The sequence below is a fragment of the Methylomonas sp. BG-2 genome (genome assembly GCF_057766305.1).
The window spans coordinates 1-1,257 of sequence record NZ_JBYMAP010000482.1 but is presented as its reverse complement, the minus strand read 5'-3'; the positions used below and the strand labels follow the sequence as shown (position 1 = coordinate 1,257).

The 1,257-nt window shown below is 60.0% G+C and carries 1 protein-coding gene; it reads right to left on the bottom strand.

Annotated elements, in window-relative coordinates; translation table 11 throughout:
• Nucleotides 1-1,257: hypothetical protein (locus AC3B8H_RS21455; protein ID WP_488443533.1), on the bottom strand; the 1,257-nt coding region annotated here is incomplete at both ends.

Below are 1,257 nucleotides of genomic sequence, written 5' to 3'. Positions count from 1 at the left end.
GGCTACTTCGGGCGTGGTACGGTACGGACCGGTGTTCTCGCCTTGATTACCGTCCGGATCGCCCAAATCCCATGCCAGACTGTCGAAATCACCAAACACGTGGCAACTGGCGCACGCGGAATCGCCGTGGCTGGAACTGCGTGCCGCGTCATATAAAAACGGCCGCCCTTCGACGATGTGCTTAGGCTCCGGATTGAACATCGCCGCGTGTTTGATTTCCCGGCCGCCGACGGTATCGATCACCGAGATCGCGTTATCGAAACGCGTCAACACGTACAACAAGCCGCGCTGTTCGTCGAAAGCCAAACCACTGGGCCCGCCGCCGCTGACCGGAATTTGCGCCGCGCTACTGGGCACGAAGCTGTCGTTCTCCAATTCGGCGGTAGCGTACCGCGCGATTTCCCGGGTACCGTAGGCGGCGACGTAGAGTGTTTTACCGTCGCCGCTGATCGCCATGTCCAACGGTAGCGCGATGCTATCGGCGTTTTCCCGATTCGGAATCGGCGCGCAACACCGGCTGTAGTCGATGTGCTTATTCAGATGCCGGGGCGTCGCTTGCGCATTGTCGCCCAATATCGTGATCCGGTTTTCGCTGAAATGGCCGCGGACACTCTGACCGTTGCTATAGACACCGGCGCCTTCGAAACGGTGATGGTTGAGCGCCTCGGTATTCGTGACGTATACCTTGCCGTTGGCCGGATTGACCAACATATTGAATAACACCGTACCGACCCGGCTGTAGACGCCGTCCGCTTTCAATATCGGCGGATTGGCGGTGGCGTCAATCGCGAACACATCGTGGTCCGGCAACGAGAACGGCACCATGTCGTCCCATTGTTGGCCTAGCTCGTCCAGCCAATGACTTCCGTCGTATTTTACGATCAAGCCGCTTTTCGGTTGAGCTTCTCCGGCATGGTTAGTCAGCGGCCCTGGGTAGACCCGGTTGAACGGCGGTGCAATGCCGCGTTCGACCACGGCATCGTTGAGTGTCATCGTCCCGTTGCCGGTCTGAAAGCCGGCGGCGTAAACCGTGGCGCCGTCGGGCGTGACCGCCAGCGCGCGCGGCGTGTCGGTAAACAGGGTCAGGATGGTCAGCGGGGTTCCGGCCAGGGTATTGCCCAATTGCGCCGCGTCGAACACCCAAACGTCGGCCCGCCCCACCCCCGGTGAAGCCAATTGCGGGTCAACACCGGTATTCTGACCACGATGCGCGGTGGTAATAAATGCCTTGGATTTGCCGGTTCCGCCAAAGACAAT